The sequence below is a fragment of the Clostridioides sp. GD02377 genome, assembly GCF_045899875.1.
Classification (GTDB): Bacteria; Bacillota; Clostridia; order Peptostreptococcales; family Peptostreptococcaceae; genus Clostridioides; species Clostridioides difficile_A.
The window spans coordinates 106,189-130,493 of record NZ_JBJODA010000016.1 but is presented as its reverse complement, the minus strand read 5'-3'; the positions used below and the strand labels follow the sequence as shown (position 1 = coordinate 130,493).

The following is a 24,305-nucleotide window of genomic DNA, read 5'->3' as shown; positions in this document are numbered from 1 at the left end:
CGTATATTTAGCCAAATAAGATTTATTTATCTTTCCAGTATTTCCTTTATATGCTTCAAACACTTCATCTATAAAAATAGATTCTTGATAATTTTTACCCATAAAGTTTATATTGTTTTTACTGACTATAAATTCCTTATTTAAAGTTTTATCTGAGTAATATATATTCTTTTTAAGATTTGTACGTTTAAATAAGTTGTATATATTTAGTAGTGGCTTAATTGTACTTAAATTTTTTCCTATATTACTTTCCTTTATATTAAGTAATTTTCTTGCATAGTCATTATATAGCTCTATAGTTTTATCTTGATTTAAAATAATCATCCCTATCGGTATTGAATCAATTAAATGTCTTACTCGATTTTTATATTTCAAATCTTCCATTATAGATTTAATATCAATCTCATCTTCACTATATACATTTTCTTTCACTACTTTTAACTTAGATGATACTACACTTGGGTCTACTTCTAGTCTCTCCAATATTTCTAAATATCCATTATATACAATTTCTCTCCAACCGATATCAATAAAATTTGTAACAAAATCTGGTGTATAAAAAACTTCTCCCAAATAAACTGCTGTATCTACATTTTCTATATGCACACCAAACAACTCTTTGTTATATGGTATAAATTCAATGTGATTTATCCCTAACTTTTTTAGTATTGCTATACATTCTAATGTATATATCCATTCAGGAGTTATAATGAGAACCCTTTTTCCTTTTGGAATTTTACTCAACTTTTCCACTGCATCTTTAGTATACATAGTTTTTACTAAAACTAATTTTTCTTTATTTCTCTTTATCCATTTATCTACTATCTGTTCATCTAAATAATTCATTGCTACTATAACATCACAATTTGACAAGTTTGAATCTTCTATATCATAAGCTTCTATTTTTGCAACATCTCCCAATACCTTTTCAAGTTGCAATTTATATGCTACTTTTAACTTATCATTTATACCAGCCAAAATAATCTTTTTCATTTAGACCCCCACTATAAATGGCTATCCTATTTTCATGACCTCTTTTATCTTATCTACAACGCCATTCTCAGTATTTCTTTTTGCTCTAAATCTAGCAATTTCTTTTAAATACTCATTTGCATTTTCCATGGCATAACTATGATAAGCACTCTTCATCATTTCTACATCATTCAATTGGTCGCCAAATACCATAGTTTCTTCATATTTTATATCTAGCATTCTTTGTACTTTTTTTATAGCACTTCCTTTATTTGCACCTTTTGCAGTTAAATCAAGCCATTCTACTCCAGAAATACACACCTGAGCTCTATCAGAAAACTTTTCAAAGTAGATACTATTATTATGTTCTGCACCTTTGAAGTCAAATACGGCTATCTTTAATACATCTCCTTCTACTTTAGTCAAGTCATCTACAACTTTAAACTTTGCATAGTAAGTACTAACTTCATCTATAAACGCTTCATCTTTACTTTCTATATAAGCGTATTTTTTACCACTCATTACGATTTTCTTACCTTCTATGCTTCTTGTTGTCTCTATAATTTCATTTACTAATTCTTTGTCCAAAGGATTTGATAATATCTCTTTTCCTTTATATACTACCAATGTTCCATTTTCTGAGATAAACATCATATCATCTTTTATATCTTCAAATTTCTTTATAAGATTCTGATACTGTCTACCACTTGCAGCTGAAAACATTATCCCTCTCTCTCTTAATTTTTCAAATACTTTATAAAACTCTGGATTTATTTCGCTCTTCTCATCTAACAAAGTTCCATCTAAGTCTGTTGCTATTAATTTTATCATACATTTCCTCCCCCAAATTATATAATTTATGATTATTTTTTATTATTTTTTATCAGTTTAAATTTTCAATTCCTATTATACACTAAAAATTTTAAATTACAATTTGCTCATTTTGTAAGTTGATATAAGTACATCTAGGAAAATATTTTTTTCAATATGTACATCCATTTATAAAAATTTAAGTCATAATATAATTATATTCCAAGGAAATTAATAATAACTACACACTTTCTTCTTTAAAACATTATAAAAATAATTATATTATGACAAACTTATGCTAATTTATTGTGTTTTTTATTGCTTATGTAACAAATTTTTAATATAATTAACTGTGTGTAATTAAAAAATTTAGAAAGTAGGGGATATTATTGTCAGGACTCAAAAAGTTCGTTATATTTCTAGCCCTTTTAGTTATAGCATTTCCTGTTAGCATATATGGATATGTTTTTACTAAACTAAAAACTATCCAAGATGATAGTATAAATACAGAGGCGCTTAGTAGTAATGACTATAAAAATGAAGAAAGTATCACAAATATATTATTATTAGGTACAGATGCAAGACCAGGAGAAGAAGTTTCTCGTTCAGATGCCATGATGATACTGACTATTGATAATAAAAATAAAAGCCTTAAATTGACTTCATTAAATAGAGATACTTATGTTAATATACCAGGACATGGAGAGCAAAAACTAACACATGCTTATGTATATGGACAAGCTAACTTATTGATAGAAACTATAGAGGAGAACTTCGAAATTGACATACAAAACTATGCTGTAGTTGACTTTTTCTCTTTTATGGATATAGTCGATGCTTTAGGTGGAGTAACTGTTACTGTTGATAAGAGTGAAATAAGAGAATTAAACAAGTTTATACCTGAAACTTATAAGTGGAATAAAAGTGATGACAAAGGTTCTCTTAAATATATAAGAAACTCAGGTGAGCAAAAACTAAATGGATACCAAACACTTGCATTTTCTCGTATAAGAAAAAATGATAGTACAGACCAAAGAGATAGAAGACAAAGAAGTGTTATACAAAGCTTAATAAATGGTGTTAAGGATTTACCAGTTACTAAATATCCTAATCTAGTTAATACAATACTTCCATATGTAAAAACTAATATGAATCCTAATGAAATAATATCTTTAGGAAAAGATTTGTTGAGCATAGGAAATTTAAACCTTAAATCTATGGAATTCCCTCTTTCTACTGAAAATGGTAGAAAAATAGGTGATGCAGGCTATGTAATTCCTTTTGAAGAATATGAATTAGATGCAATGCATGATTTTATATTTGAGGACATTATGTTGGAAGAATAAGTATTTATCTAAAACAAATCAATAATTTTATAGTAAGTACATACCTCTCAAATGCAAGTTTCTTTGCAATTGTGAGGTGTGTTTTTATTTTAAGTTATATCTTTGTCTTTTTTTTGTAACTCAAACAAGTATTGAATATATCTCAATACTTTAATATAATTAAGTGTATGCTATTAAAAAATATACAGGAAAAAGAAGAAAGAAGGGGTACTTTTGTCAAAATTAAAGAAATTTGTTATACTACTGGCTTTCTTGGTAGTAATATTCCCTATAAGCGTCTATGGATATTTTTATTATAAATTATCTGCTATTCATGACTCGAGCATAGATAGTAATTTGTTAAATAATAATGACCATAAAAATGAAAATGGAATAACTAACATACTACTTATGGGAACAGATGCTAGACCAAACGAAGATTCTTCAAGGTCAGATGCTATGATGATACTTACTATTGATAACAAGCACAATGATATCAAACTTACATCATTAGCTCGTGATAGTTATGTAGACATCCCTGGTCATGGTAAACAAAAACTTACTCATGCTTATGCTTATGGACAAGCTGATTTATTAATACAAACAATTGAAGAGAATTTTAATATCGATATTCAGAATTATGCTTGTGTTAATTTCGAATCATTTATGTATATAATTGATGCTATTGGTGGCGTTGAAGTTACCATTGAAAAAGGTGAAATACAAGAATTAAATAAATTTATTCCTGAAACTTATGGTTGGAATAAGAGTGATGATAAAGGTAGCATACAATACATTAAAAAATCAGGAGAACAAACTTTAAATGGATACCAAGCATTATCTTTTGCACGTATCAGACACAACGATACAGCTTTTGCTAGAGACGGCAGACAGAGACAGATTATACAGGCTATAATCAAGAAAACAGAAACTTTACCTGTCACTAAATATCCAGGTTTATTAGATGCTGTTCTTCCATATGTTAAAACTAACATGAAACCTAATGCGATACTTTCTTTAGGAGCTCAAGTTTTAAAAATGGGCGACTTGAATGTTAAGCAATTTGAATTCCCTATTGATGATGAAATTCACAGTACAGGTGGTATATATGGAAAAGCTGGATGGGTTCTGAGATTTGACCCAGATACATTAGACATATTACATGATTTTATATTTAATGATATAGAATTTAAAGAATAAGAAATTTAACATAAAGTTTATTGTAAATATAAGATTAAACATAAAAAAAGAACTATATCACATAATTATCTTCAAGTTATTATGATACTTGATTATAAAGTGTATATAGTTCTTTTTTATTTTCTAGTTTATATCTATAATCCTCATTTTATCTTTATAAAATAGGCTCTATTTCAAACAAATTTTTCTATTACTTAACTAAGTTTAAGAAAGTATTTAATGAAGTTTGATTTATACCATCACCTGCTTCATATACTAGAGTCGTTTTCTTAGGCTCTAAGGCAGTTTTCTGAGCAGATGTTACACTATTTCCAAGCATAACTACTGGTGATTTCAATTTAGCTGCTAAAGGACCTGATGTTAAAGCATCTACTAACTGATTACTTTTACTTACAAACATTGATGGATATTCAGCATTTGGATAGAATTTTTGTATTACTTTTCCATTTGTTTCTTCTCTATTTTCTCCAGCTATTCTATTTTTAGATACATCATTTGTAATAACCTTATCTAATTTATTTATTACTGAATCAGATATACTTAGATTACCACCTATAAAATAAGCATCCTTTACTTTTAAGTCTGATATCCAGTTGTAAACATCATCACTTACATTATCTTTTGATACTAATACTATTGGTTGCTTTTCCTCTCCTGCTTTTGAAGCTATAGAAAGAGAATCGGCTTCACCTGTACCACTTGTTATATATAATTTTTCTACTGGATTAGTTTTTACTAATTCCTTTGCTATTAATAAAGATGTACTATATCTATCTGAACCACCAACTCTATTTATTGACACATTTGATAGTGTATCCTTTATTTCATTCTCAACTTTATCTCCAATAGAGTTATTTCCTCCTATTAGAACAACTTTGCTTGGATTAAGTCTTTTTATCTCATCCTTAGTAGATGTTGGTATATTATCCTTATTTACTAATAATATAGGAGCATCATTTGCTGTAGCAAGTGGTGTTGATGTTATACCATCAACTATAGAATATCCATTTACTAATACTACTGTATCTGAATTTGTAGCCCAACCTTTTTTACTTATTGCTACTGCCGTATCATATCTTTCATTACCTCTTAACTTTTCCACTTTAACATTTGATGGTGGAGTAACTGGTTCTTCATTACTACTAGAATATAAACTCTTTAAATCATTTTGTATAGAAGTACTATTTGCTATATCTTTAGCTGAAAAATACATACTACCTTTTATTTCACTATATTTTCTATTTAATGTTACTTGTTGTACTATTTCTTTTGCTATATTTTGTCCATTATAACTTGATTGACCTTGCTTATATATACCTTGTCCTATGTATAAGTCTACGTTTGTTCCTTTTACTTCATTAGCCCACCATGCCACTAATTTAGAGTAATCTGCAGCTTTAAGACCAATTGGCCAATAAAGTTGTGGAACTACATAATCAACTAATCCTTGTTTTATCCAAGCTCTTGTATCTGCATATGTACCTACATAACTTTCATTACCTGATGTGTCTGAACCTGTTGGGTCGCTACTCTTATTTCTCCATATACCAGCTGGACTTACACCAAATACAACATTAGATTTTATACTCTTTATAGATGCTTTTACATCTCTAAGTAGAGTATTTACATTTTCTCTTCTCCAATTGTCTTTATTCTGTCCATTTCCATATTTTTGATATGTTGCATTATCATTGAAACTTACTCCTGGATAGAAGTAATCATCAAAATGAACACCATCTATGTCATAATTCTGAACAACTTCTGCTATACTATCAACTATGTACTTTCTAACTTCTGGCAAACCTGGGTCATAGTAATACTTATTTCCATGTTTAATTACCCAACTTGGATTTTTCTTTGCTGGATGGTTAGCTGGTAATTTATCAATACTCTCATCTGCCATAGTTATTCTGTATGGATTAAACCATGCATGAAATTCCATACCTCTTTTATGTGCTTCTTCTATTAAAAATGGTAATGGGTCATATCCAGGGTCTTTACCTTGTGTCCCTGTAAGATATTCAGACCATGGATTTATATTTGATTTATATAAAGCATCTGATTTTGGTCTTACTTGAACCACTGCCGTATTTATCCCTGAACTTTTTAATTTGTCTAATAAATCTGTGTATTCCTTTTTTTGCTTGGCTTCATTATTTTTAGTCTTAGGCCAGTCTAAGTTATAAACTGTAGATATCCAAGCAGCTCTCATTTCCTTGTCATTTGATGAATCAGCAAATGAACTTACACTACACATTGTAAGTGTCATTATAAGTGATAATACTAATATACTTATTTTTTTCATTTCATCCCCCTTAATTTCTAAAATTTATTTTTTTTTACAATATACTCCTTACTAAGTATATCTAAAATTCATATTATCTGTCAAATATTGAATAATATAGTTAAAATTTATATTTAATATTTGATTATAATATGAGATAATTTATTATAAAAAAAACAGCAAAGAAATTTATCTTCTTTGCTGTTTTTATAACGTTCATTGCTATTTTAATATTACTAACCGTTTCAATATTTATGTAAAACATCAAATGTAACTCTACATACTTAATGTTAATATTCAATCCTATGTAAATCTATATTATTATTGTAAAACACGTGTAGCAGTTATAAGTCTTCTTCCATAATTTGTTCCTGGAGCCATGCTAGTAACTTTTACTACATCTCCTGTTTGTGGTGAATGTATGAATTTAGAATCTCCTACATACAATCCAACATGATTAATTGAACCACCTGAACCAAAGAAAACTAAATCTCCTGGTTTTAATTCTGCTCTTGATACTTTCTTTCCTACTGTTGCTTGTGATCTTGATACTCTTGGTAAATTAACTCCTGCTCCATTTTTATAGACATAAGAAGTGAACCCAGAACAATCAAAAGAGTTTGGTCCAGTTGCTCCCCATCTATATGGCTTACCTTGTTGCTTAAATGCTAAGTTTAAAACATTTTGTACCTTTGCATCTACATTTCCACCTTCAATAGTTAAATAGTCTCCATTTACCCATCCTGTAACATTGTCAACTGTTTTTATTTTAAGCCATCCATTTGAATGTAATTCTAAAACCTCAACTTTGTCTCCTGTGTTTATCTTTCCTACTACTGAGTCATTTGCACTAGCTCCACTTCTCATATTTAAGAAATCACATTGGTCTACTGTTGCAGTCATAGGTGAATTAGTTAGCTCTGCCGCACTAGCTGTTATTGCTCCTGCTTCTACTGTGACAACTCCTGCTATTAACACCATAGCTATAAATTTTTTTAATATATGTTTTTTATTTTTAATATTCATCATAATCTCAAATACCTAATCCTTTCGAAAATTTAACATTTTGTTCCTTCGTTTCCAATTCCTAATTAACATTCTAACTTACATCAAAATAAATTGCAACCTTTTTTGTAATCTTTTTGTAATCTTTTTGTAATCTTTTGTTTCTTTTTCTTATATATTTGTTTCTTTTTGCTCCCCCTGGTTACAAATTAGAAATATATTCTACTTCTCCCGAGTTATTGCAATTTCCTTGACATTAGCATCTTCTGGTTTAATGTAAGTTGGCACTAATTTTCTCATAACACTATCTATTTTTTCAATTTCTTCATTGTTAGTAATTTCTCTTAAAAGTTTTAAGTATTTTGTTATTTTTTCTCTATCAACATCTATTGGTCTCCCAATAAAAATCTTTTTATGCTCTGTATCCAATAGACCTTCTTCTGACATAAGTAGTTCTTCATATAATTTTTCTCCTGGTCTAAGACCAGAAAATTCAATTTTTATATCAACATCTGGCTCAAATCCACTGAATTTAATCAAATTTTTCGCTAAATCCAATATCTTTACAGGCTCTCCCATATCAAGCACAAATATTTCTCCACCTTTAGCCATAGCTCCAGCTTGTATAACCAATCCTACTGCTTCTGGTATTGTCATAAAATATCTAATGATATCTGGATGTGTAACTGTAACTGGCCCACCATCTTCTATTTGCTTTTTAAAGAGTGGAATTACACTTCCATTACTTCCAAGTACGTTTCCAAATCTAACAGCAACAAATTCAGTCTCACTTTCAGCATTAATAGTCTGTATAATCATTTCAGCTGCCCTTTTAGTAGCTCCCATTATGTTAGTAGGATTTACAGCCTTATCTGTAGATATAAGAACAAATTTCTTAGCTCTATATTTTGAGGATAAGCCTGCTATGTTTAAAGTCCCAAATATGTTATTCTTTATAGCTTCACCAGGACTTGATTCCATAAGAGGAACATGTTTATGTGCTGCTGCATGAAATACTACTTCTGGCTTATATTTATTAAATATCTCATCCATTCTTTTTTCTTCTCTTATTGATGCTATTATTGTCTTTAAATCCAATTTATTTCTATATTTTCTAATCAATTCTTGTTGTATCGCATAAGCATTATTTTCATAATTATCAACTATAATAAGCTTTTTAGGATTAAATCCTGCAATCTGTCTGCAAAGCTCTGAACCAATTGAGCCTCCACCTCCAGTTATTAGAATTACTTTTCCTTCAATATAATTGCTTATCTCTCTTAAATTTGTTTTTATTGGCTCTCTCCCCAATAAATCTTCTATATCTACTTCTCTAATCTGTTTTATATCTACTTTTCCGTCTATAATTTCGTAAATTCCTGGTATTGTCTTTATTTTACAATTAGTATTCTTACATATATCAATAATTTCTTTTTTTCTATATTTTTCTATATTTGCAATTGAAAAGATTATTTCATCTATATTGTATTTTTCAACTACATCTTTTATATTTGAAGTTGTCCCTACAATCTTTACATTATGAATTATTCTTCCAACCTTATTTTCATCATCATCTATTATAGCCACTGCTACTTTTTTAAGTTCTGGATTTCTTTTTAACTCCTGTATAACCATTTCTCCAGCATCCCCTGCACCAATTATAAGGATATTTGAAACCTTTCCTCTAGAATAAGTCTTATTCATGACTATTCTTATAGCTCTATACGCTATTCTTGCACCACTTGTAAACATTATAATAAATATTGTATTTAATACATAAAACATTATGGGATAGTCAAAGCCCAATAATTTATTGATTATATAAGCTGGTATTAAATAGGCTAAAGTTGCAATAAAAATAGAGACAATTTCTTCTTCGCCTGCATATCTCCATAATGTGTTATAACACTTAAATAATCTAAATGATACTATATGAAGTACAATATATATACAAACTGAAATTATTACATCATTAATAGTAAATACATTTAAATTACCTGTAAGACTTAAAGACATTCGAAATGCTACTAGCACGCTACAAATATCTAGAATTAATAATGTTAATTGTCTAAATTTATATTTCTTAAAAAGCTTATTAAAAAAGCTTTCTTTCTCTAAATCTATACTTTCTCGCATAACTAGAAGCCCTCCATTAAACAGCAAAAGCTACGCACCTAAGCATAGCCAACAACATCTATCTTTTGCTGTATTTTTTAATTTTATTTTTTATGTTTATCTAATATAGAGTCATAAATTTTTTCTATATCATTAAAGTTTAGATTAACTTCATAATTTTCTTTAACAAACTGACGTCCTTTTGTACCCATACTAAGTCTAAGTTCGTCATCTTCCATTAATTTTACTATTGCATTTTTTATTTCTTCTGGTTGTTTTGGTTCTACAATTAAGCCAGTTTCATTTTCCCATACAGATTCTGGATGTCCACCTACATTCGTAACTATTACAGGTACTTGACAGGCTTCTGATTCTATAGCTGCCACACCAAATCCCTCTCTTAAAGAAGGAAACACAGTTACATCAAAAGAATTAAAAGTCTTGCTGACATTCTCTGGAGATATTCTTCCTAAGAATTGAACATCTTCTTCTACACCTAATTCCTTAGTTAAATTTATTAGGTTGTCCATCTGGCTCCCAGAGCCACCTATTTTAAGAATTATTCTCTTATCTTTATATTCATCTTTCAACATCTTAAAAGCTTGTATTAAATATTCTATTCCATATTTTTTTTCTAAACTTTTTATAATTCCTATTACAAAAGCATCTTCTTTTTCTACTTCCATAGGTTTAAATCTATCCATATCTACTCCGAAAAAGGTTACATCTACATGTTTTGCTGTATATTTATTAGCCTCTTTAGCCATATCTCTACTATTTGAAAAAATATAGTCTGCTTTTCTAAAGTTATGCTTTATAATTTGTTTTTGTATAAAACCATTGTTAGGGAAATCGTAAATATCAGTACCCCAAACAGAAATAATATATGGATGATACCCAAGTAAACTTCCTATAAATCCATAACTACTTGCATATTGTGCATGCAATATATCTGGCTTTATTTCATTCACTAACTTCTTTATTTTTTTTATTGAGCCTAAATATCCTGTTTTTTTAGAAATTTTTTCATTCTTTAGTTCTTCTACATTAGAACCAAAGTCATAAATTTTTATCCCTTCCATGTGACCTCCATTTAGAGAGATTACATGAATATCATATCCTTTATTTTTAAAAAAACTACACCATTTTAAAGTATGAGGATTTGACCCATCAGCTAAATAACAAACAGTCTTCATAATCTTTACCTTCCTATCGAATAATACTCAATCCCAAGTTCTCTCATGTCTTTAACCTTATAGCAGTTTCTTCCATCAAGAACTAAAGGATTTTTCATCTTTTCCTTATACTTATGTATATCATAATTTAAGACATCTTTCCATTCTGTCATTATAAAACATATCTCTGCATCTTCTATTGTATCATCTATAGAATTGGCATAAAGTATAGAATCGCCAAATATTTTCTTAGTATTGCTGACACCAATTGGGTCATATACTGTTACTCTTGCTCCTCTTTCAAGCAAATATTTTATATTTGGTATAGATGGTGCTTCTCTTATATCATCAGTATCAGGTTTAAAAGTAAGACCTAGTACAGCAACCTTCATATCTTGAAAACTCTCAACTAACTTTGATGCTTTTCTAACTAATTTAAGCTTCTGACTTTCATTAACTTCGATTGCAGCCTTTACTGTTTTTAGTTCATAGCCATTATGTTCAGATAACCAATGAAGTGCTTTTGTATCTTTTGGAAAACAAGAACCTCCATACCCGATACCTGCCTTTAAAAACTTACTTCCAATTCTATCATCATAACTCATTCCTAAAGCCACATCTTCTACATTAGCTCCAGCTATTTCACAAAGATTTGCAATATCATTCATAAATGATATTTTAAGTGCCAAGAAATTATTTGATGCATACTTTATCATTTCAGCACTATTTCTATTTGTAACTATTATAGGTTGATTAAAAGGCTCATAAATTTTCTGTAATATGTCTCTAGCCCATTCACTTTCTACACCTATAACGATTCTTGAGGCATGTAAAGTATCTCTTACTGCTGTTCCTTGTGACAAAAACTCTGGATTAGATGCCAGTTCTATTTTTACATCATTTTTTAAATTTCTACTTATATAATCTTCTATTTCTTCATTTGTACCAATTGGCACTGTAGATTTTATTACCACTAGAGTATCTTTCGTTACAGTTTCAGCTATTTGCTTTGCAACTGCCTTTATATAATCTAAATTAGCTGAACCATCACTTCTCTCTGGTGTGCCTACAGCTATTAATATTACATCTACATCTTCATAAGCTTTTTTATAGTCAGTAGTGTAATCTATTCTTCCTCTATTGTAATTTTTAACCATAAGTTCTTCTAGGCCTTCTTCATATATAGGAGCTATTCCTAGCTTCATTGATTTAACCTTTTGTTCGTCTACATCAACACAAATTATATTCTCATTACCTACTTCTGCTAGACAAACACCTGTAACCAATCCTACATATCCAGTCCCAGCTATAGCTATTTTCATTATTTTTACCTCCAAGTATATAAAACTTATACTCTCTTCTTGATAGCATTAAAGACATAAAAACAAAATACATATAGACTTTTTGGCAAACTTAAATTTTCAACATTTCTATAAGTATTCCAAGTTCTTTTTAATGCTTTTATTTTATTACTAGATATAGAATTTCCAACTAATCTGTAATTTACTAAATCTTCATAAATACCATACGCATACTCTTCTTTTTTAAGTAATTGTAACCAAGTTGCAGTATCTTGTCCTCTTCTTACCAAAGGCATATTAAATTCGCCTACGATATTCTTATCAATGACTACGGTAGAGCACCCTATTATAGTATTTCTAAGTAGTCCTTCATAGTCAATCTTTTTAGGAGCTCTTGCAACTTTACTTGTTTTTGTTCCATCTTCTCTCATATATCTATAAGATGTAAAAGAAAATCCGATATTTTCTTTTAACATATATCCTATCTGAATTTCTAACTTTTTACTATCCCATAAATCATCACTATCTATAAATGCAATAAATCGTCCTTCCGCATTTTTAATTCCTACATTCCTAGATACTGCAGCTCCAGAATTTTTTTCAAGCTTTATATATTTTATTCTAGCATCTTCTTTTTGAAAACTTTTTATAATTTCACTTGAATTGTCCTTAGAACAATCATCCACTAATAAAAGCTGCCAATTTTTATAAGTTTGATTTTGGATTGACTTTATTGTCTCTGATAAAAACTCTTCTGAATTATATACAGGAGTAATTATCGATACTAAAGGCTCATTCATATTTTTACTCTCCTTATATAGCAACTAGCAGTACTATACCAACAAGTTTACTTAGATACTAATTTTCTTTGTCCAATATATTTGTAATATCCTAATGGGAATAATACTAAATACAACAATTTATCAGATATTTTATTGATTTCTCCAAAATAATGGCTATCAGACAATAACGAATATCTAGCTAAATTTATGTAATTTTTTATCCACATATATGGATATCTACCTAAAGGATATGTATTTTGATTTATCAAATATAAAAATTCTAATGCTCTACCTCTTAACGAATTTTTACTTAAGATATTTTTTGTTAAACCATCATCCAAATAATCTCTTATTATCATAGGCTTGTTTACACATTTAACTTTATAGTATTTAGACATTTCATTCCATACTACACTTTCTGGTAAAAATCTCACTTCTTTTCTTTCTGGAAAAGGAAATTTTATAAGTTCATCAGTTACAAATACTATACTTTTATCTCCCTTAACACCGTACTTAAAATATAGGTCTGCAAAGTGACATATTTTCTTATCTTCAGGCATTTCTGTCCCTATTAAATCTCCACTTGGGTATACACAAAGTCCAACAACTCCACTAAATCCTTCTTTATTCTCTACAGAATTCCATTCATCATTAGCAATTTCAAGAGAATCTTTAATTAAACCATCATCACTATCTACAATGAAAAATAGTTCTCCATCTGCATTTTTTACACCTAGATTTATTGCAGTATGTTTTCCTCCATTTTCTTTGTATATATATCTTATATTTAATTTATTTTCTGATATAAATTTTTCAACTAATTCTTTAGTACCATCTTCACTTCCATCATCAACAATCAACCATTCAAAATCATTGAAGTCATAAGTTTGAACTTTTAAATCATTGTACAAATTTTCAAGTAAATGAGCTCTATTATATGTTGGAGTAAATACAGTAAATTTATATTTATACATTAATTAAATCTTCCTCTCTATCTAACTTTTTTTGATTCCATTTATTCCATAATTAATAAAGTAGTATACAGCTTTGTATAGAGGTATTTTTTCTATATTTCTATATATATTCCAAGTCCACATGGCAGCTTTTATTTTATTACCACTTAGTGAATTACTAGACTTTCTATATAATGCTAAAACTTCGTTTATTCCGTGGGCAATATGCCCTCTTTTCAATATAGATAACCATAAAACATAATCTTCATGTCTTACACCACTCATTTTTATTTCAAAATCTAGTTTAGACTTATCAATTACAACAGTAAGACATCCTAAGATATTTCCTTTCAATAATCTCCTATAATCTACATTAGGTGGTACTTTTATTACCTTGTTTAATTTTTTGTCATTTTCATCCATCAGTTCATATGAAGTAAATGATATTACATAATCATTTTCTAACATAAAGTTTACTTGTTTTTCTAACTTACTACTATTCCATTGGTCATCACTATCTAAAAAAGCTATAAATTGTCCTGTTGCCTTACTTAGTGCTAAATTTCTAGCATTAGAGACACCCTTATTAGTCTCAGTCTTTATACATTTTATTCTGCTATCCTGTTGCATATAAGATTTGACTATATTAGGACTATTATCTGTTGAGCAATCATCAATAATTAACATTTCCCATTCTTGATAAGTTTGGTTTAATACTGATTTTATGGTTGCTTCAATAAATTTTTCAGAATTATACATGGGAGTAATTATAGATACTAAATTCTTCTTCATATTACCTTCCTCATCATTTATAAAATATTTATTTAATTTTACTTATTACACAATCATATATCCTCTTGCAGTTCTTATTGTCATTATATCTGAAAAACTTATTTCTCTCATTTTTTTGGTTACCCATAACCTCAAAATTATTTTCAATAATATCAATAAGTTTATTCACAGCTTCATCATTATTATAAGCTAAAGACCCAAACATTTCACCTTTCAAATCTATATATGAATCAACTTTTTCCATATATTCCTCCAAATCAAATTGGTAAAACAGTATAGGTCTATTCATATATAAAAAGTCTATAGCTACACTTGAATAATCAGTTATATTTGCAGCTGATTTTCTAATTTCATTTGCTAGAGTTACCCCTTTGTCTAAAAACACAATTCGTTTTCCCGTTATATTTTCTTTTATGTCATCTATAAACTCATGCATAAGATGATGCATATAAATTTTTACATTTATATCTTTCTCATCTAGTATTTTATTTAACTTATCATCATTCAAAAAATTCATTATACTTTTAAAATAATCTGTATCTGTAAATTTTCCTGAACTAAATTTTATCCAATCTCTCCATGTAGGAGTATATAATATATCTCGTGTTTGTGCAACTTCATTTGTTGGTAAATTGTCATATCTTGCATTTCCAATTATATAAACTGAGTCATCTAACATTCCCCAATCATCTACCATAACATTTCTTTCAAACTCAGAACTTGCTGTAACTATATTATAGCTTTTATATAGATTATCTATAATATTTTTGAATTTTTTATTCATTGGTTTTCTCTTTTTAAAACTTATAGTCCCATGATTTAAGAATACTTTTACTGTCTTTTTATGAAAATAATTAAGAACAGGTACAGCAAAGTTATATGGTGCTATATCTGCTGATGGCGCATGTGAAAATACTATGGCTTTTGAATTGTAATAATATAGATAGTTTTCTACACTTCCTCTTATTAATTTTTTGCCTGGAATTTTATCAAATACTTTACTGTCTTTATTTACCACCCAATAAGTCTCTACATCATTATGCTCCTTCAACATATACTCATAAAAGAACTTCGCATTATCATTGTATATATCTCCTGAATGTCCACCTATAAGCCAGATATTTCTACCATTAAACTTATGCTTACTAAATGGATACATAAAAAAAGCCAAAAGCATATTTATTAAAAATTTAACCTTGTCCATAAACACCATCCTCATTATAACTTATACTGTCTAAATCCATTAATTCTTCCTTTTATAGTGGCACTATGATAATCTCTGTTGGAACTCAATATAAGACCACCTATATTTCTTACAAGTTTTGATGCCATAACCTTTACAAACTTATAATTCTTTCTATAGACTATTTCTTTTTTACAAAGTGCTCCAAAACCTCTTCCATAGTTATAATCTTTTTGATACTTTTCTTTAGATTTAGAATGTTTTTTTGCAGGATGGTAAATTATATCATCTCCAAAGTATTTTCCTTTAAATCCTAAGCTCAATAAATTTAAAACATAATCTATCTCTTCACCAGCACCAAATTCTCCACCAACACCTAATTTTTCATCAAATCTTGTATATTCTTTCTCTTCAAAGTCAACAAAAAAAGTTATAGATGTTATAGTATTTAAAACGTTGGAACTTGTAATATCACAAGTTCCATCCGCCATTTTTTTAAATGCATCAATTTTATTTGCATCCATAGTCTTGCAACTGTATATTTTATAGTCTTTATTTTGATTAAAGAAGTTTATAACTTTTTCTAATGTATTATTTTCATAAACACAGTCATCATCAGGGAAACCTATAATTTGACCTTTAGCGTTATTTATTCCTACATTTCTGTTATAACTTAATCCCAGCTTATCGCTTTTTATATACTTTATATCTAACTTATCAATGTATTTGTCAACTATCTCCTTAACTTTGTTATTATCGTTTTGATCCACTACTATAAATTCAAAGTTTTTGTAAGTTTGACTTTCTAAGCTGTCCATAAGTAAGTATATATCATCATATCTATTTAATGTTGGCATTATTAATGATATTAACATTACTACCTCCTACTTTTCATTTTCCACAGTTCTACATTTCTTTTATCATTTAATATTACTTCTTTTATTAGTAATACTATTGCAAAACTAAATGAAGCCTCTAATAGTAAGTTTTCTGCAAAAGAGTATAATAAAAATATGAATAAAGCTACTAAATACTCTTTCTTATCTTTTTCTATAAAACTTCCTATGCCTTTATACATCAAATACATAAATAATATGCAAGCAATTACTCCTAATACACTAATTATATATATATAAGAACTGTCTAATGGATTAGTCGCTTTTATAGTTGCGCTATATGAATTTCCAAAAGGTTTCATAAAATTTCCTGCTTCAGCTAAGTATACATGCCAATACTTAGGTCTACTTGCTAATAATCTATTTAATATACTACTCTTAGAAAACATTATACCAATAGCTACACTGGATAAAGTAAGTATTATTGGCAACATCTTTACAAGTGTTGGTAGACCTTTTATTTTTTTTATGTTTATCAATCTTATTATTTCTACAAATATTAATCCTGCTAATATAGTAAAAAAGCCTGTTCTACTATATGTCGTTTGATAAACAAAAAATGCAGAACCAAATAAAATTATTCTATCCCATTTATTATAGTTTTTATATCTTAAGAATATATATGCTGCATATATAGTAACCATATGATAAAATACACTATTTGGATTACCAAGCCCAAAATCCATTCTTGTAACAAGCATATCTATATTTTCTATATATCTATAGTGGACTTCTTGATTAAATACTAATGAAGGAAATAAATTAAATAATAATATAGCTGCTATTAAAAAACATGCAGATATTATTAAGTAACTTTTAACTATATATTTATCATCTATTTGTTTAGCTGATACAGCTAGTAATACAATTAATAATATAGCTCCTTCTCTATTTAATACATAAAGTAAGACACAAGCTCCAACTAGAAACATTTCTGTTATACTTTTTCTCTTATCAAATAAAAAAAGTAGCATTAGTATTCCTATTGAAGAATAAAATAACGCTGATTTAATCATCCCTAGATTTATATTTGGGTCAATAAATGATATCATATACTTTCTAAGTACTATGATAAACAAAACAAATATATAAAGATATTTTTTCATCATAATATTTCTATCATCGTTTAAAGTCTTCATTTTACTTTCTCCCTTTTAGTTTCGTAAAGTATTACTTGCAAATATTTTACAACACTTCCATATCTTATTTGCACCTGTTAAGTGTTTGCTTTCTAAGAAATAATTTCTCTTTTTAGCCCAACTTTTTCCCCACCAATGTATACCAAAAGTGTTTTCTGTTATACATTCTGGTGTAAAGTCTTCTTTAAATCCAAAAGGATAAAAATATTCTTTATCATAGACACGAATGCCTTCTTCATAATTATTTGAGTCAATCTTCTTATAATTTTTTTCCATAAGGTGAGTCATTATCTTTGGTATTGTAAACAATGAAGAAGTAAGTACTTCTTTTTCATAATACTCCAATAAGTCTTTTAAAAAAGGATGTCCTTTTTCTACACCTATTATAGCACCATTTATATATTCTCTATCATCTTCATACCCACAGATTAGCCTATTATTTTCTAAAAGAGGAGTTATATCCTTTAGTATTTGCATATCTGTATCCATATAAACTCCACCTTGTTCATAGAGTACTTTTATTCTTGTATAATCAGATATGAATGCCCAAAGCTTTCTTTTATAACATTCTTCCAAAAACTTATTTCCTTTTATTTCCTTCTCTATATCAAAGTTTTTTTCATTCCACTCTACTATCTCATATTCTGGAAGCTTTTCTTTCCAAGAATTTATACATATATTTTCTATATTTCCTTTTGGACCACCAAACCATACATAATGTATTTTTTTAGGAATCAAATGAGCACCTCCTACATATATTCTTGTCTATCTTCTTCTTTTAATTGCTCTACTATCTTTTTGACATCTTGAGCTTTATCTTTTCTACAAACCATAACTGCATCATTTGTAGATACTACTATCAAATCACTAATACCTATTGTCGATATTAATTTGTCATCTGAATATATAATTGAATTTTTAGTGTCTATAGTAATATTTTCACCTCTTTTGATGTTACCTTCATTATCAGTTGGATATATTGCACCTAGAGAATCCCAAGACCCAACATCATTCCACCCAAAATCGCCAGGAACTACTATAACATCATTACTTCTTTCCATAATACCATAATCTATGGAAATTGATTGTATTGTTGGATATATTTCTTTTATTTTTTCTATTTCTTCCTTTGTACCTAAGTAATTGCTGATTTCTTCTAATTTTTCATATACTTTAGGTAAGTACCTCTTAAAATCTTCTAATATTTTAGATACCTTCCATACAAACATTCCACTATTCCATACATATTTTTTAGAGTTTACATATTCTTTAGCAATTTCATAATTTGGCTTTTCTACAAACTCCACTACTTCATATGCAACATTTTCTATTGTGTTTTCTCTATTAAAATTTATGTATCCATATCCTGTTGATGGAAATGTAGGCGTTATACCAATAGTTACTAGTTTATCATTGTTTTCTGCTATATAGATAGCTTTTTCTAATATAGATTTAAATTCTTTTTCATCTTTTATATAATGGTCAGCTGGATATACACACATAACACCATCACCATATTTTTTCATTATGTTAAAAGCTGTAAAACCTATAGCTGCTGCTGTATTTCTGGCACATGGTTCTGGCAATATGTTGCCATCTAAACATTTATCTTTTACTGTATCCTTTAAAGCTTCCAATTGCTTCTCATTAGTTACTATAAATAAATCGTCTTTTTTTGCTAGAGAATCTATTCTGTTTATAGTTTCATTTATTAAAGCATCTTCTCCACTTAAATTTATAAGCTGTTTAGGTACTTCTTGTCTACTAAGTGGCCAGAAACGAGTTCCTCCTCCTCCAGCCATTATGACATTGTATACTTTCATTGTTTATCTCCCCTTAGCTTTTTATATAGAATCCACTACATTTAATATATAAGATATTAAATTTTTCAATTTTAATTCTACATCTTCTTGGTTGTCTGAGTTTGCTCCAAAGTAAAATTTAATTTTAGGTTCTGTACCTGAAGGTCTTATAGCTATCCAAGAGCCATCTTCAAGTAAAAATTTAAGTACATCTGATTTAGGTAAATCATCTACTCCATCCTTATAATCCAAAATCTTATCTACTTTTACATCAGCCACATTATCTATTTTAACACTTCTAAAGTAAAGCATCATCTCTTTTATTTTTTTTATTCCATCTATACCTTTTAAAGTCACTGACTTTAATTCTTCCTTATAATATCCAAATTTATTATATGTATCTATCATAGCTTCATACAGGTTCATACCTTTTGAAGAATAATATGCTGCCATTTCACATATCATAAGTGAAGATACAACACCATCTTTATCTCTAGCATGAGTTCCAATTAAGTAACCATAGCTTTCCTCATATCCCATTATAAAGCTTCTATCATTACTTTCTTCAAATTCTTTTATTTTTTCTCCTATAAATTTAAATCCCGTTAAAGTATTTAAACAATCTACATTATAAGCCTTCGCTATTTTTGCACCTAACTCTGATGTAACTATAGTTTTTATTATTGTAGGATTGTTTTTAGGAAGTTTATTTTCTTCAACTAAACTCTCTATTATATATCTAACTAAAAGTGAGCCAACTTGATTTCCATTTAAGACTATATATTCACCACTTGAATCTTTTACAACAACCCCTACTCTATCACAATCAGGGTCTGTTCCTATTACCAAATCAGTATTATTACTCTTTGCCATTTCAATAGCTATATTAAATACTGACTTTTCCTCAGGATTAGGATACTTAACTGTTGAAAAATTAGAATCTGGTAATTCTTGTTCCTTAACCACCATCACATTTTCAAATCCACATTCATTTAAGACTCTTCTTACTGGCTTATTTCCAGTTCCATGAATAGGTGTATATATTATTTTTAATTTTTTACCATATTCATTTATTATATTTTGTCTTAACGCTTGCTTCTTAACAGCTTTTATAAATTCGTCATCTACTTCATTATCTAATATAGTTATTAAATTTTTAGATAAAGCTTCTTTAAAATCTAAACTCTTAATAACACTGTAATCATCAATCTTATTAACTTCTGCTATTATATCATTTGCCATATCTATACAGATTTGACCCCCCTCTGAGTCATATACCTTATATCCATTGTACTCTTTAGGATTGTGACTTGCTGTTATTACTACTCCCATAGCACACTTTAAGTATCTAACAGCAAAAGAAAGTTCTGGCGTAGGCTTTAATTCTTCAAAAATATAAGCCTTTACACCATAAGTACTTAGAGTCTTTGCTACTTCTATACAAAACTCTCTCGACATGTATCTACTATCATGTGCTATAACTATTCCCTTTTGTTTTCCTTCTTCTCCTTGAGTCTTTATGATATAATTTAAAACTCCAAGTGTCGCACGTCTAACAGTATAAATATTGATTCTATTAGTTCCCGCTCCTATTATACCTCTTAAACCACCTGTTCCAAACTCTAAGTTTTTGTAGAATCTATCTTGTATTTCTTTTTCATCATCTTTTATGCTTAATAGCTCATTTTTCGTTTGTTCATCAAAATAAGGAGAATTTAACCACATTTCATAATTATTCTTATAATCCATATTTTCATCCTTTCTGACTTTATTTTAATTTTCTAATGTAAGTGTCTATCTTTTAAGTAGTTTTTGTTTTCCTTTTCTTAAAAATTCAAAAGCTAAGTCCATCTCTTCTACTTTAAATAAAACTATCAATATCGTATATACAGAAGCTCCACCTAATACTCCTACTCCAACTGATATGATTTCTTTAATTGTTCCTGCACCCATAAATGCATATAGGTTATTATATATCAATAAAGTGACTACTGCCATTACTCCTGATGCTACCAAACTTTTTAGACCAGTCTTTATAATTTTATCTCCTCCAAAATATCCATTTTTCTTTTTAAGAGATATAAACAATAATATAACTGTAATTATATTTGAAGTACTAGTGGATATAGCAATACCTGCATGACCAAGTGGTCTTATCAATATTAAATTAAGAACTATATTTATTATTAAAGCTATACTTCCATTTATCATTGGTGTCTTTGTATCTGCAAGAGAGTAAAATGCCCTATATAAAACATCTCTTACTCCACACGCTAATAAACCTAGTGAATATAATCTAAGTGCTATAGATGTAAGGTCTGTTGATAATGCGTCGAATTTACCTCTTTGGAATAAGATTCTAACTAAAGGTTCTGCTAATATGATAGCTCCAATAGATATAGGAAGCACCACCAATATGATACAGTTAGATGATTTTACAATAGTACTTATAAATCCTTCTTTATTATCTTTACCTGACATCTTTGCTAGCTTAGGATATATAACTGTTATTATTGATGTTACAAATAATGCCATAACAAACTCATTTAGTCTATTTGCATAGTTAAGAGCTGATAACTTTCCATCCCCTAAAGTCGTTGCCAATAACCTGTCGACAAATATATTTAACTGTCCAACAGCTACCCCTATTAACATAGGTAATACTAGATTAACTAATTCTTTTATAGACTCATCCTTAAAATTTATATATGGCTTATACTTGTAGGACTTCTTAAACGCAAATGGCAACTGAAATAATAGTTGACTTGCCATAGCAAGCAGTGCCCCAGCTGGTAGTATCCATATATTTTTACCTGCACTTAGTGCTATTGCTGCTATTATTATAATGTTATATGGAATTCCTATAAGACCAGGAATTACGAAACTATCATTCACCTGTAAAAATGAACTAAATATTTTACTTCCACTCAGGAACAGAACTCCTGAAATCATTATTTTAGTAAATAGTATTGCTGCCTGGAACTTAGCAGGGTCATTTCTAAATCCTGCTGCAAATACTGTAACAAATTGCTCTGTAAATAAAAGCCCAAGAATAGCTATTATTATAGCCATTATATAGCATATATTTAAAACATTATTAGTAAATTTTAAAGCACCTTCATCTCCAAGTCTTTTCTTTGTTTCAAAGTACATAGGTATATAAGTTGTAGCAATTGCAGAGCCTATGACTGCTATGATTAAACCAGGTATATTTAATGTTAATACAAATACGTCTGCATACATACCTGTCCCATAGAAATTTGCAAGTACAAGTTCTCTAAGGAAACCTAATACTTTTGAAAACATAGTGGCTGCCATAATCCACAATGCTGCTTTAGCTGTTTTTGACATTTTCTTTCTCCTTATCTATTTAAACTCTAAAAGTAGAACTTTTAAAACTGCTTATAAACATTATTCTGATTAAATAAATCTAACCTATGAAAAGCTTCCTTATAAATTAAAGACTATATTGAATCATATCTAAGTGCCCTAAATGTAATTAATAGCAATAATAGTATTAATATTATACAAGATAAGGATGTTAGATTAAATATACTCTTTAATAGACTATAATCCCCTACTGCATATCCAACTTCAACTACCTCATTTATATTGTTACTTTTTAAGAATTTATCTTGTGTACTACTTAAGTTATCACTACAAATCAGTATTGGCATATTTTCTTTAGCTGATACTACTCCCAAAGAAATATATTCATTTACATCAGACCTACTACCAAAGTCTAAACTAGCAGTATATATTTTCTTTATATCTTTTTCATTATAAAACTTCTTTATTAAATCGATATTTGTACTTGATTTATTTATTTGCTTTATACCTTCTATATTCTTTAAGCTAGAATCAACTTCTGCAATAAACTCTTTTGAATCACCTAGTGCATATATTGTTTCAAGGTTTTTACCTTTTAGGAAATCAATTTGTTCTTCAAAACCTTCATCTTTAGCCCATATTATTGGCATTCCATTTTTAGCGGCATAAGAATATACAGATATGGCATTCTCTAATCCTACAGTTGAGCTAAGTAAAAATACCTTATCGAACCCTACAGTTCTATACATTTCTCTAGCTATCTTTAAGGATGTATCATATCTGTCTTTTCCTCTTATTCTTTCAACTTTCATTCCCATTCTTTCTATAGTACGCTCAGCATCTTTAGATACTGCTTTTAAACCACCTATTATTGTAACTTTCTCTGTACCTAGTTCTTTTAGATAATTTCTTGTTACTCTCCCAAGATTTTTACTCTTAGTTACAACTATTGGGGCATTTTTTAAATAGGCTAAAGGTGTTGCACTTATACTATCTACAATTGAATCTTCATTTACAAGAATTACTTCCTTAGAACTCTTAAATACTCTTTTATTTAACTCTGTAGAAATCTCTGGTATACTTCCTTCTATTAACTCTTCCTTAGGATTTGCATCTGCAAATACTCCTATCGTACTAGAAATAGAGATTAATAAAACTAACGATAATATAGTAGAAATTTTTTTAATCATAAGTTCTCATTCCTTTTCTTTTTTTGTATTTTTTGACAATAAAAAAGCTCT

General features: G+C 28.6%; 20 protein-coding genes. 2 read left to right on the top strand and 18 right to left on the bottom strand.

Annotated elements, in window-relative coordinates; all coding sequences use genetic code 11:
• Together Q3304_RS14805 and Q3304_RS14800 are read right to left on the bottom strand one after the other, a co-directional pair.
• On the bottom strand, positions 1-993 hold a 993-nt coding region (locus Q3304_RS14805), incomplete at its 3' end, for a PAS domain-containing protein (protein WP_407814468.1).
• 21 nt (positions 994-1,014) lie between these two features.
• The gene (locus Q3304_RS14800; protein WP_407814467.1) at positions 1,015-1,803 is read right to left on the bottom strand and encodes an HAD family hydrolase; all 789 of its coding nucleotides are present in this window, start codon (positions 1,801-1,803) and stop codon (positions 1,015-1,017) included.
• A 368-nt stretch (positions 1,804-2,171) separates the two neighbouring features.
• Here Q3304_RS14800 and Q3304_RS14795 point away from each other — a divergent pair, with 368 nt between their 5' ends.
• Entirely contained in the window at positions 2,172-3,128 is a 957-nt protein-coding gene (locus tag Q3304_RS14795) for an LCP family protein (protein ID WP_054271342.1), read from the top strand.
• A 213-nt stretch (positions 3,129-3,341) separates the two neighbouring features.
• Positions 3,342-4,307, top strand: a complete 966-nt coding sequence (locus tag Q3304_RS14790; RefSeq protein ID WP_054271343.1) for an LCP family protein — start codon at positions 3,342-3,344, stop codon at positions 4,305-4,307.
• Positions 4,308-4,497: 190 nt separating this feature from the next.
• Here Q3304_RS14790 and Q3304_RS14785 read toward each other — a convergent pair whose 3' ends face one another.
• The 16 genes from Q3304_RS14785 to Q3304_RS14710 all read right to left on the bottom strand — a co-directional run bounded on the left by Q3304_RS14785 (position 4,498) and on the right by Q3304_RS14710 (position 24,254).
• Positions 4,498-6,612 carry a cell wall-binding glycosyl-hydrolase Cwp19 gene (locus tag Q3304_RS14785; RefSeq protein ID WP_054271344.1) on the bottom strand — a complete coding sequence of 705 codons (2,115 nt, stop codon included), beginning with the start codon at positions 6,610-6,612 and terminating at the stop codon, positions 4,498-4,500.
• A 300-nt stretch (positions 6,613-6,912) separates the two neighbouring features.
• Positions 6,913-7,620, bottom strand: a complete 708-nt coding sequence (locus Q3304_RS14780) for a C40 family peptidase (protein WP_054277358.1) — start codon at positions 7,618-7,620, stop codon at positions 6,913-6,915.
• A gap of 198 nt (positions 7,621-7,818) precedes the next feature.
• Positions 7,819-9,732, bottom strand: a complete 1,914-nt coding sequence (locus tag Q3304_RS14775; RefSeq protein ID WP_407814466.1) for a polysaccharide biosynthesis protein — start codon at positions 9,730-9,732, stop codon at positions 7,819-7,821.
• 83 nt (positions 9,733-9,815) lie between these two features.
• Positions 9,816-10,907, bottom strand: coding sequence for a glycosyltransferase (locus Q3304_RS14770; RefSeq protein ID WP_219672929.1), 1,092 nt, complete (start codon positions 10,905-10,907; stop codon positions 9,816-9,818).
• Positions 10,908-10,912: 5 nt separating this feature from the next.
• Positions 10,913-12,208, bottom strand: coding sequence for a UDP-glucose dehydrogenase family protein (locus tag Q3304_RS14765; RefSeq protein ID WP_407814465.1), 1,296 nt, complete (start codon positions 12,206-12,208; stop codon positions 10,913-10,915).
• A gap of 26 nt (positions 12,209-12,234) precedes the next feature.
• Positions 12,235-12,987, bottom strand: a complete 753-nt coding sequence (locus tag Q3304_RS14760) for a glycosyltransferase family 2 protein (protein ID WP_054271349.1) — start codon at positions 12,985-12,987, stop codon at positions 12,235-12,237.
• Between the two features lie 47 nt (positions 12,988-13,034).
• Entirely contained in the window at positions 13,035-13,943 is a 909-nt protein-coding gene (locus Q3304_RS14755; protein ID WP_407814464.1) for a glycosyltransferase family A protein, read from the bottom strand.
• A 21-nt stretch (positions 13,944-13,964) separates the two neighbouring features.
• A complete protein-coding gene (locus Q3304_RS14750; protein WP_054271351.1) occupies positions 13,965-14,714 on the bottom strand; it encodes a glycosyltransferase family 2 protein in 750 nt (249 codons plus the stop codon).
• Positions 14,715-14,742: 28 nt separating this feature from the next.
• A complete protein-coding gene (locus Q3304_RS14745) occupies positions 14,743-15,918 on the bottom strand; it encodes a CDP-glycerol glycerophosphotransferase family protein (RefSeq protein ID WP_054271352.1) in 1,176 nt (391 codons plus the stop codon).
• A 14-nt stretch (positions 15,919-15,932) separates the two neighbouring features.
• Positions 15,933-16,772, bottom strand: coding sequence for a glycosyltransferase family 2 protein (locus Q3304_RS14740; RefSeq protein WP_407814463.1), 840 nt, complete (start codon positions 16,770-16,772; stop codon positions 15,933-15,935).
• Between the two features lie 2 nt (positions 16,773-16,774).
• Complete coding sequence (locus tag Q3304_RS14735) at positions 16,775-17,932, bottom strand: polysaccharide polymerase (protein WP_407814462.1); 1,158 nt, start codon at positions 17,930-17,932, stop codon at positions 16,775-16,777.
• Between the two features lie 15 nt (positions 17,933-17,947).
• On the bottom strand, positions 17,948-18,670 hold the full coding sequence (locus tag Q3304_RS14730) for a glycosyltransferase (protein WP_167640329.1): 723 nt from the start codon (positions 18,668-18,670) through the stop codon (positions 17,948-17,950).
• Positions 18,671-18,681: 11 nt separating this feature from the next.
• Positions 18,682-19,755, bottom strand: a complete 1,074-nt coding sequence (locus Q3304_RS14725) for a mannose-1-phosphate guanylyltransferase (RefSeq protein WP_407814461.1) — start codon at positions 19,753-19,755, stop codon at positions 18,682-18,684.
• A 21-nt stretch (positions 19,756-19,776) separates the two neighbouring features.
• Complete coding sequence (locus Q3304_RS14720; protein WP_407814460.1) at positions 19,777-21,483, bottom strand: phospho-sugar mutase; 1,707 nt, start codon at positions 21,481-21,483, stop codon at positions 19,777-19,779.
• A gap of 45 nt (positions 21,484-21,528) precedes the next feature.
• Positions 21,529-23,085 carry a murein biosynthesis integral membrane protein MurJ gene (gene murJ / locus Q3304_RS14715; RefSeq protein WP_407814459.1) on the bottom strand — a complete coding sequence of 519 codons (1,557 nt, stop codon included), beginning with the start codon at positions 23,083-23,085 and terminating at the stop codon, positions 21,529-21,531.
• A gap of 113 nt (positions 23,086-23,198) precedes the next feature.
• A complete protein-coding gene (locus tag Q3304_RS14710) occupies positions 23,199-24,254 on the bottom strand; it encodes a cell wall-binding repeat-containing protein (RefSeq protein WP_407814458.1) in 1,056 nt (351 codons plus the stop codon).
• Positions 24,255-24,305: the final 51 nt, after the last annotated feature.

Coding starts and splice junctions, on each gene's coding strand:
- Q3304_RS14800 (WP_407814467.1), bottom strand. CDS start 1,803: ATGATAAAATTAATAGCAACAGACTTAGATGGAACTTTGTTAGATGAG.
- Q3304_RS14785 (WP_054271344.1), bottom strand. CDS start 6,612: ATGAAAAAAATAAGTATATTAGTATTATCACTTATAATGACACTTACA.
- Q3304_RS14725 (WP_407814461.1), bottom strand. CDS start 19,755: ATGAAAGTATACAATGTCATAATGGCTGGAGGAGGAGGAACTCGTTTC.
- Q3304_RS14770 (WP_219672929.1), bottom strand. CDS start 10,907: ATGAAGACTGTTTGTTATTTAGCTGATGGGTCAAATCCTCATACTTTA.
- Q3304_RS14760 (WP_054271349.1), bottom strand. CDS start 12,987: ATGAATGAGCCTTTAGTATCGATAATTACTCCTGTATATAATTCAGAA.
- Q3304_RS14710 (WP_407814458.1), bottom strand. CDS start 24,254: ATGATTAAAAAAATTTCTACTATATTATCGTTAGTTTTATTAATCTCT.
- murJ (WP_407814459.1), bottom strand. CDS start 23,085: ATGTCAAAAACAGCTAAAGCAGCATTGTGGATTATGGCAGCCACTATG.
- Q3304_RS14735 (WP_407814462.1), bottom strand. CDS start 17,932: ATGAAGACTTTAAACGATGATAGAAATATTATGATGAAAAAATATCTT.
- Q3304_RS14740 (WP_407814463.1), bottom strand. CDS start 16,772: ATGTTAATATCATTAATAATGCCAACATTAAATAGATATGATGATATA.
- Q3304_RS14755 (WP_407814464.1), bottom strand. CDS start 13,943: ATGTATAAATATAAATTTACTGTATTTACTCCAACATATAATAGAGCT.
- Q3304_RS14765 (WP_407814465.1), bottom strand. CDS start 12,208: ATGAAAATAGCTATAGCTGGGACTGGATATGTAGGATTGGTTACAGGT.
- Q3304_RS14750 (WP_054271351.1), bottom strand. CDS start 14,714: ATGAAGAAGAATTTAGTATCTATAATTACTCCCATGTATAATTCTGAA.
- Q3304_RS14745 (WP_054271352.1), bottom strand. CDS start 15,918: ATGGACAAGGTTAAATTTTTAATAAATATGCTTTTGGCTTTTTTTATG.
- Q3304_RS14720 (WP_407814460.1), bottom strand. CDS start 21,483: ATGGATTATAAGAATAATTATGAAATGTGGTTAAATTCTCCTTATTTT.
- Q3304_RS14775 (WP_407814466.1), bottom strand. CDS start 9,732: ATGCGAGAAAGTATAGATTTAGAGAAAGAAAGCTTTTTTAATAAGCTT.
- Q3304_RS14780 (WP_054277358.1), bottom strand. CDS start 7,620: ATGATGAATATTAAAAATAAAAAACATATATTAAAAAAATTTATAGCT.